The organism is Rheinheimera faecalis (genome assembly GCF_021290965.1).
GTDB classification, from domain to species: Bacteria; Pseudomonadota; Gammaproteobacteria; order Enterobacterales; family Alteromonadaceae; genus Pararheinheimera; species Pararheinheimera faecalis.
Genome location: NZ_JAJOYT010000010.1, coordinates 151,652 through 159,343 on the forward strand (window position 1 = coordinate 151,652; position 7,692 = coordinate 159,343).

At 47.0% G+C, this 7,692-nt stretch carries 9 protein-coding genes; 6 read left to right on the top strand and 3 right to left on the bottom strand.

Going from position 1 to position 7,692, the window contains the following annotated elements; all coding sequences use genetic code 11:
* Positions 1–21: 21 nt before the first annotated feature.
* Together LSG34_RS16070 and LSG34_RS16075 are read right to left on the bottom strand one after the other, a co-directional pair.
* A complete protein-coding gene (locus tag LSG34_RS16070; RefSeq protein ID WP_233010123.1) occupies positions 22–657 on the bottom strand; it encodes a GntR family transcriptional regulator in 636 nt (211 codons plus the stop codon).
* Position 658: 1 nt separating this feature from the next.
* Positions 659–1,828: a benzoate/H(+) symporter BenE family transporter gene (locus tag LSG34_RS16075; protein WP_233010124.1), complete on the bottom strand. Its 1,170-nt coding sequence runs from the start codon at positions 1,826–1,828 to the stop codon at positions 659–661.
* 172 nt (positions 1,829–2,000) lie between these two features.
* On the opposite strand from LSG34_RS16075, the gene LSG34_RS16080 reads away from it, so the two are divergent.
* From LSG34_RS16080 to LSG34_RS16095, 4 genes are read left to right on the top strand one after another with little or no spacing between them, the layout of a single operon-like run.
* Entirely contained in the window at positions 2,001–2,381 is a 381-nt protein-coding gene (locus LSG34_RS16080) for a response regulator transcription factor (protein WP_233010125.1), read from the top strand.
* Positions 2,378–3,121 (top strand): YaiO family outer membrane beta-barrel protein, encoded by a 744-nt coding sequence (locus LSG34_RS16085; RefSeq protein ID WP_233010126.1) that lies wholly within the window; start codon positions 2,378–2,380, stop codon positions 3,119–3,121. Before LSG34_RS16080 ends, LSG34_RS16085 begins: the two co-directional genes overlap by 4 nt.
* Positions 3,102–4,178 (top strand): HEAT repeat domain-containing protein, encoded by a 1,077-nt coding sequence (locus LSG34_RS20860; protein WP_233010127.1) that lies wholly within the window; start codon positions 3,102–3,104, stop codon positions 4,176–4,178. Before LSG34_RS16085 ends, LSG34_RS20860 begins: the two co-directional genes overlap by 20 nt.
* Positions 4,178–5,644 carry a glycosyltransferase family 2 protein gene (locus LSG34_RS16095; RefSeq protein WP_233010128.1) on the top strand — a complete coding sequence of 489 codons (1,467 nt, stop codon included), beginning with the start codon at positions 4,178–4,180 and terminating at the stop codon, positions 5,642–5,644. Before LSG34_RS20860 ends, LSG34_RS16095 begins: the two co-directional genes overlap by 1 nt.
* Before the next feature lies 1 nt (position 5,645).
* Here LSG34_RS16095 and LSG34_RS16100 read toward each other — a convergent pair whose 3' ends face one another.
* Complete coding sequence (locus tag LSG34_RS16100; protein WP_233010129.1) at positions 5,646–5,852, bottom strand: cysteine-rich CWC family protein; 207 nt, start codon at positions 5,850–5,852, stop codon at positions 5,646–5,648.
* A 128-nt stretch (positions 5,853–5,980) separates the two neighbouring features.
* On the opposite strand from LSG34_RS16100, the gene purT reads away from it, so the two are divergent.
* Together purT and LSG34_RS16110 are read left to right on the top strand one after the other, a co-directional pair.
* On the top strand, positions 5,981–7,165 hold the full coding sequence (gene purT, locus LSG34_RS16105; RefSeq protein WP_233010130.1) for a formate-dependent phosphoribosylglycinamide formyltransferase: 1,185 nt from the start codon (positions 5,981–5,983) through the stop codon (positions 7,163–7,165).
* Between the two features lie 346 nt (positions 7,166–7,511).
* The coding region (locus LSG34_RS16110; RefSeq protein WP_233010131.1) for a class IIb bacteriocin, lactobin A/cerein 7B family at positions 7,512–7,692 on the top strand (181 nt) is incomplete at its 3' end.

A 7,692-nucleotide genomic window follows, 5' to 3' on the forward strand; every position in this document is an offset into this window, starting at 1 on the left:
ATCAATTACTTTGGGTAAAAACTATTTGGTTAAGAGACGCAGGTGGGCCACCAATAACTCACCTGCCTGTTGAATATGCTGCTGTAGTAAAGCTACGGCAGCATCCAGTTGCTGGGCTCTTAATAACTCCAGCAACTGCCAGTGTTCCTGATGACTGGTATCTGCGTAGTTCATACTGATTTCCTGAAAACCTAAATAACGTTCCACTTGCTGGTGCAGGCTGTGTAGTAAACGTAGTAAATGCGGACAATTGCTGGCCTGATATAACATCAGGTGAAACTGCCAGTTGAGTGCGCCTCTGTCTGCGGCTGATAAATTCTGATCCTGTTCAATCCGATGCAATAAATCTTCAGCCTGGCCAAGCAGGCTAAAAGTGAGATGGGGAAAAGCACGGCGAAGCGCCATAGGTTCCAACTGCAAACGGATTTGATACAACTCTTCGGCCTCTGCTGCCGTTAAAGGTGGCACCATTAAACTGGCTTTGCCTGCCATCACCAGCAAGGCTTCAGCTTTGAGTTGCTGCAAAGCATCCCGCACCGGAATACGGCTGACCTGATAATATTCCGATAACTTTTGCTGATTTAGCACTGAACCCGCTGGCCAAAGGCCCTGACGAATATCCTGCTTTAACTGTTGATACAAACTGGCTTTGGTCATATTAAGCCGCCTTTTTCTGTGGCAGTTTTAACGCTAGCATGCACACTAATCCAGCCACTAAACCCCAAAAGGCTGATGCTATACCAAAAAAGCTGACGCCAGATACTGTCACTAATAAAGTGACTATTGCCGCTTCTCTGTCTGGGCCAGCTTGTGTGGTCAAGGCTAAATTAGTGCCTATAGTGCCAAGCAAAGCTAAACCTGCCAAAGCAGTGACCAAAGTAGTTGGAAAGGCGGCAAATAAAGCCACAACGGCTGCGCCAGCTAAACCTGTCAGCACGTAAAAAATACCTGCAGCTACACCTGCGCTGTATCTTTTGGCTGGGTCAGCATGAGCTTCAGGGCTGGCACAAATAGCTGCCGTAATAGCAGCTAAATTGATAGAAAAAGCCCCCAGTGGTGCCAGCACTATAGTAGTAAGGGCGCTGGCATTGATCAGTGGTGATACTGGCAGGTTGTAACCGCTGCTTTTAAATACAGCTAAACCCGGAATATTTTGTGAGGTTAAAGTCACAATAAAAAGTGGTAAACCTACACCTATTAAAGCGCTGATGGACCATTCTGGCCAAACCCAGACCGGAGCTGGCCAATCAAAATGCACCTGTGCCAGGCTGAGTTGACCTTGCAGGCTGGCATAAAGCACAGCGACCACTAACACCAATGGAATAGCGTAACGGGGTAGATACTGTTTAGTCACCAGATAAGTAGCGCACATTAGCCCCACTAACCATAAATCCTGCTGTAAGGAGGTGAAAATCGATAAACCAAAGTTAAATAAAATACCGGCCAGCATGGCAGAGGCAATTTGTAGTGGAATTTTATTGCTGAGTTTTTCAAACCAGCCAGTCAGGCCCAGCAACAAACTTAAAGCGGCAGCGAAGATAAAGACACCTACAGCTTCGGCCAAACTGAGTCCCTGCAAACTACTGACTAAAAGTGCGGCACCCGGAGTTGACCATGCTGTGAGAACAGGTGCTTTAAAATACAAAGACAAGCCAATACAGGTCAGGCCCATGCCAAGACCCAAGGCTAAAATCCAGGAGGCCATCACAGCCTGATCGGCACCCGCAGCAGCAGCGGCCTGAAATACAATAGCCACTGAGCTGGCAAACCCCACTAATACAGCCACAAAACCAGCAGCTATGGCTGATAAGCTAAAGTCGCGCCACATCTGATGTCACCTGAACAGATATTTTTGGATACATTAAATTAATTTGTATACAAATTTCAAGGGCAGGTGCTTAATTTATAGTCCTGTGATGTCTTTTTTTTCTCTACAACTTGAACAAGCTGGCGAATTAGCTTAAGAAAGTAGCAAGGACAGCCGGAGTTATGGAGTATTGATGGGCACGAAAACTGTATTGCTGGTTGAAGACGATGAACTGATTGGCAAGTTGTTAGTATTTATTCTGCAGCGAGATGGTTATCAGGTGGAGTGGCTGAAAGACGGCCAGCAGGCTCAGGAATTGGTTTTATCGGGTCGCGACTTTAGTGCTGTGGTACTGGACTTAATGCTGCCATTTTTTGATGGATTATTTTTACTCGAATTGATCCGTAATCAAGCGGCCATGGCCACAGTACCCGTACTAATTCTCACGTCCAAAATGGGTGAAGAAGATATAGCCCTTGCGCTGAAAAAAGGTGCAGATGACTATTTAGTCAAGCCATTTCAGCCGCCTGAGCTGAGTGCCCGTTTGCGCCGCCTTATAGGAAAGCAGGGATGATCAAAAACTCTGTCTTGCTGCTCGCAGCTTTAGTGCCAACTGTTTGTCTCGCTGCCGGTAGTTATCAACTGGAAACCGGGGCGGGATATGAGCAATTGTCGGACAGCTTTGCCGATGGTTCATTTTATTATGCCGGGCTACGTCATGCGGGCACAGATTACGGTTGGGGTGCACGCTGGCAGCGCAGCGAGCGTTTTGATTTAAAAGATCAGGAATGGCTGACAGATGCTTATTATAAAATCAGTGATAATCTGACCTGGTTGGGGCAAGCCGCTTATAGCCCACAAAACAGAGTGCGTCCTGAATTATCTGTTGGCAATCAATTAGCCTGGCAGTGGACCAAAGGCTGGGTTGTTACTCCCGGAATAGCTATTTCCAATGATGATCAGCAGGACAGTCGCAGCTACAGCCTGATGAACGAGCATTACAGCGGTTCATGGCGTTATGCTTATACCTTGTACCACTCCAGACCTGAAGATACGGGCTCAGCCAATACTCATGTATTGCAGACTAGCTATTACTTTAACGATACGGATTCGCTCACTGCTTTGTTCGTCAAAGGTAAAGAGTTGGAACGTTTACCCAACCGTGTCCTGGTCATGGACGTTACCCGCATCGGTTTATTTGGCCAATTTTCTTTTGCCACGGATTGGAGCCTGTTGTACAACCTGAGCTGGTCTGAACAGGATGTGTTATACGAAAAAACTGAGGTGGGTTTAGGTGTCAGGTACAGACTCTGATGTGATAGTGCAATTGGTTTGGTATAGCAGCGCTGTGTTATTGCTGATGACACTATTGTTGTTAGTGCTGACCTTGTTTATGCATTACGAAAGACGGCAGCGTGACAAAAGTCGCCAGCAGGCTACGGAACAGTGGACTCCTATTCTGTTTTCCTGGATTTACTCTCCGGACGAAAATGCAGGGCCTTTGCCAGAGCTAAATGCTGAAGGTTTTGGTTTTGTCGTGCAGTTATGGTTACAACTGGAACAAACAGTGCGTGGCAGCGCATCTAACCGGCTGGCTGAACTGGCACAACGCCTGAATTTAATTCCGGTCATGAAGCAATGGCTGCATGGCTATAGCACAGATAAAAAACTCACCGCCATTATGGCGCTGGGGATAGTGCAGGAAAAGTCCGCTTTTTCTGACTTGATCCCTCATGTATTGGACAAGCGGACTATTTTCTCACTGGTGGCAGCCAGAGCTTTATTAGCCATAGATCCAAAATTGGGTTTACCCGTGATCTTAAGCCAAATTCATCGGGACGATTGGTCTGTCAGCCGCCTGGCTGGTTTGCTGGTGCGCTTGCCTCATGATCTGATGGTAAGGTCTATTACAGACTGTGCCGAAAAGGCGACAGCCAAAGAGTTAAGACGTTTAATTAAGCTGATGCATATCTTATCGCCCATCGACAGTCAGCCGCTGATCCAGCAAGCCTTGATGCAATACCCGGATGAAATGGAGTTGTTAACTACAGCTTTTGCCAGCGCTGTGTCCCCCGACTTATTACCATTATTACGCCAGCAGGTGAATAACCCACAGTGGGAAGTTAGGGTGCAGCTTGCCAAAGCTCTGGCCCGATTGGGCGACAGTTCAGATGCGCCTTTATTACTGAAGATGTTATCGGACTCCAACTGGTGGGTGCGCTATCGTGCAGCTCAAAGCCTGATGGCTTTGCCCGGCATTGAAGCTGACCAGCTACAGCTATGGCAGCAACAACTGACAGACCCTTTTGCTATTGCTATTTTGTCGCAAGTGCAGGAAGAACAACAGCGTCAGCAGCAAGGGAGAACCTGATGGAAAATGGCTGGTTACAGCAGACGATAGATCTGACACATCAGTGGATACAGCAGTTGGATCTGGCCCCCTGGCTGGTGCCTTTGCAATGGTTGTTGGTAGGCTATTTTGTCTGTTTATCTGCAGGCTACCTGATACTGAATTTAGTCGCCTTGCTGGTGATGCGCAGTCATATTCAGTCTGCCCGCACTGAGCTGTTACCTGCCAGTTATGCCAGCTTTTTAACTCCTATTTCTGTGCTGGTGCCCGCCTACAACGAGCAGGAAACTATTGCCAGTTCGGTCTTGTCCTTATTGCAACTGACCTACCCTGAATACGAAGTGATCGTCATCAACGATGGCTCAAAAGACGATACTTTACAGGTGCTCAAAGACAGTTTTTCTTTAACTTTGTCCTCAGCCACTTGCCCTTTGCGTTTACCTTGTCAGCAGATTCGCGGTATTTATCAGTCCAGCCGTTACCCGAATTTAAAAGTGATAGACAAAGCCAATGGCGGTAAAGCCGATGCGTTAAATGCCGGGGTGAATTTATCGCGTTTTCCGCTGTTTTGTGGTGTCGACGCCGACTCTATTTTGCAGCGTGACAGCTTATTGCGCATTATCCGGCCTTTTCTGGAAGACCCTGACGCTATTGCTGCCGGCGGCACTGTACGCATCGCCAACGGCTGTCAGGTAAAAGATGGTTTGTTATTAAAAGCGGCCTTACCCAATAAACTATTGCCGCAATTACAAATAGTCGAATACCTGCGCGGTTTCTTATTTGGTCGACTGGGCTGGTCGTCTCTAAACGCTTTGCTGATCATCAGTGGTGCTTTTGGTTTGTTTAAAAAAGATTTGGTGATTGAAGTAGGTGGCTATCGGCATAAAACCATAGGCGAAGATATGGAGCTGGTGGTGCGGATGCATAAATATATGCGGCTGAACAACCGAAAATACAGGATTTATTTTATTCCTGACCCTGTCTGCTGGACTGAAGCGCCGGAAGATTTGGCCACTTTGGCACAGCAAAGGGTGCGCTGGCAGCGTGGTTTGCTGGAAAGCTTAGGCGCAAATATGTCGTTGTTGTTCCACCGAAAATCCGGCGCTGTTGGCTGGTTAGCATTTCCTTTTGCCTTGTTATTTGAAGCTTTAGGGCCTGCCTTGGAAGTGCTGGGGTATTTGTTTATGTTATTTACCTGGCTGGCCGGTTGGTTAGACCCAGCAGCTTTATTGGCTTTTTTAGTGGTGACTATAGGTTTTGGCATACTGATTTCAGTAGTGGCGCTGGTACTGGAAGAAATGTCGTATCCGGTGTATCCGGGTGGGCGCAGCATTATGCGGTTATTTTTAATGGCGGTACTGGAAAACTTCGGTTATCGCCAGCTGAATTCCTGGTGGCGTTTAAAAGGTTTATGGCTGTGGGCGCGCAATAGCAAAAGTTCCTGGGGCACGATGAAACGTTCAGGTAAATGGCAAAACAGCAAATAAGTCAGGCGGGTTTAAACAGCTGCACCGGTTTTGTTTGTTTTTGAAAACGAGCTAAACAGTCTGCACAAATGCAGCTGCTTTGATCAGGCGCTTGTGCCAGCAGTTCAGCCGGAAACTCCTGCTGCATACACCAACATTGGTTTTGTTCTGCCGTGCCGGCTTTGCATAAATTGGCTTGCTGGCATAAAGGGCATAGTTGCTCAGACATAACAATTCTCTGTTTTTACTTCCTTTTACTATACCTCAGTGAGTCTGATCTGGTTGAAATCATTAAGTGTTGGCAACTGATTTTTGGTATGCTCTTTGCCATCAGATCAGGGTTAGGAATTGCAGAATATGAGCCAGATAGGAACTCCGGGCGCCGCCAACGCCACCAAAGTGCTGTTATTAGGCAGCGGTGAACTAGGTAAAGAAGTATGTATTGAACTCAAACGTTTAGGTTGTGAAGTGATAGCTGTCGACCGTTACGCCAATGCGCCCGCTATGCAGGTTGCAGACCGTCGTTATGTGATTTCTATGCTGGATGGTGCGACTTTGCGCCAGATTGTGATCAAAGAAAAGCCTGCGTTGATCGTACCTGAGCTGGAAGCCATAGCGACTAGTACTTTGGTTGAGCTGGAGCAACAAGGTTTTACTGTGATCCCAAGCGCGAAAGCCGCCAATTTAACTATGAACCGCGAAGGTATCCGCCGTTTAGCGGCTGAAGAGTTACAACTGCCAACTTCACCTTTCCGTTTTGCCGATGACAAAGCCAGCTACTTAGCTGCAGTGGCACATATTGGTTACCCTTGTGTGGTGAAACCTATTATGTCGTCTTCGGGCAAAGGCCAGTCTGTACTGAAATCCGATGCCGATTTAGAAAGCGCCTGGGCTTATGCACAAGAAGGCGGCCGTGCCGGTAAAGGCCGGGTGATAGTGGAAGGTTTTATCGACTTCGATTATGAAATCACTTTATTAACAGTACGTTCTGTGTCCGGCACCCAGTACTGTGAACCTGTTGGTCATAGGCAGGAAAAAGGTGATTACCGCGAATCATGGCAACCTCAGGCCATGTCGGCTATTGCTTTAGAAAAAGCCCAACATTACGCAGCTAAAGTGACCGAAGCTTTAGGTGGTTTTGGTTTATTTGGCGTCGAGCTTTTTGTCAAAGGTGACGAAGTCTGGTTTAGTGAGGTTTCACCACGGCCACACGATACCGGCATGGTGACCTTAATTTCTCAAAACTACTCTGAATTTGCTTTGCATGCCCGCGCTATTTTAGGTTTGCCTATTCCGCTCATTCGCCAATACGGCCCAGCCGCTTCAGCTGTACTGCTGGTTCCTGGCAACTCGGAGCAAATTGGCTATGGCAATTTAGCCCAGGCATTAATGCAACCCGACACCGACCTGCGCCTGTTTGGCAAACCAGAAGTGCAAGGCGAACGCCGTATGGGCGTGGCTTTGGCTTTAGGCGGCAACGTCGAGCACGCCAAACAAAAAGCATTGGATGTGATAGCGAAAATTAAAGTGGACGTGCTGTAGGCCATGCTGATTTAACGAGCAGGGCCAAAGAGTCCCTGCTTGATTTTCTCCCCCTGATCTCCAAACGCCTTAATCCCCTACAGTTTTCAAATTTAAATTTCTTTATTCATCAAACTTTTAAAACCAATCCCGGTTTTAGGTTTAGAGATGGCTTGTTAATTTTTATTGTTAAATTATATTTAATTTAAAGTTAATTTGTCGGATGCAAGGAATCGGCGCTTATGGTCGATTTAGTCCATTGCCGTCGGACATGAGTTGGAGAGCGCAGATAAGGAGCCAAAACAGAGTTGTTTTGGTCTGTCAAAAACCTGTTAAGCAGGCTTTACTTAACTCAAGGATAAATACCATGAAAGAGTTAACATTTGAGCAAGTGGAAGAAGTTAGTGGTGGTGTATCACAAGATCTGGCTATTGGTGGCAATCTAAGCATCGTTGGGATAGGTGTTGGAATTGCTGTTGCTGGTTCTGCTCCAGCATGGTTTCCTATTGCAATGATAGGTGTCAGTATCGGATTGACGGCATCATATC

Excerpts from the sequence above, each read along its gene's own strand:
- LSG34_RS16080 (WP_233010125.1), top strand. The coding sequence starts at position 2,001 with ATGGGCACGAAAACTGTATTGCTGGTTGAAGACGATGAACTGATTGGC.
- LSG34_RS16075 (WP_233010124.1), bottom strand. The coding sequence starts at position 1,828 with ATGTGGCGCGACTTTAGCTTATCAGCCATAGCTGCTGGTTTTGTGGCT.
- purT (WP_233010130.1), top strand. The coding sequence starts at position 5,981 with ATGAGCCAGATAGGAACTCCGGGCGCCGCCAACGCCACCAAAGTGCTG.
- LSG34_RS16085 (WP_233010126.1), top strand. The coding sequence starts at position 2,378 with ATGATCAAAAACTCTGTCTTGCTGCTCGCAGCTTTAGTGCCAACTGTT.
- LSG34_RS16070 (WP_233010123.1), bottom strand. The coding sequence starts at position 657 with ATGACCAAAGCCAGTTTGTATCAACAGTTAAAGCAGGATATTCGTCAG.
- LSG34_RS16100 (WP_233010129.1), bottom strand. The coding sequence starts at position 5,852 with ATGTCTGAGCAACTATGCCCTTTATGCCAGCAAGCCAATTTATGCAAA.
- LSG34_RS16095 (WP_233010128.1), top strand. The coding sequence starts at position 4,178 with ATGGAAAATGGCTGGTTACAGCAGACGATAGATCTGACACATCAGTGG.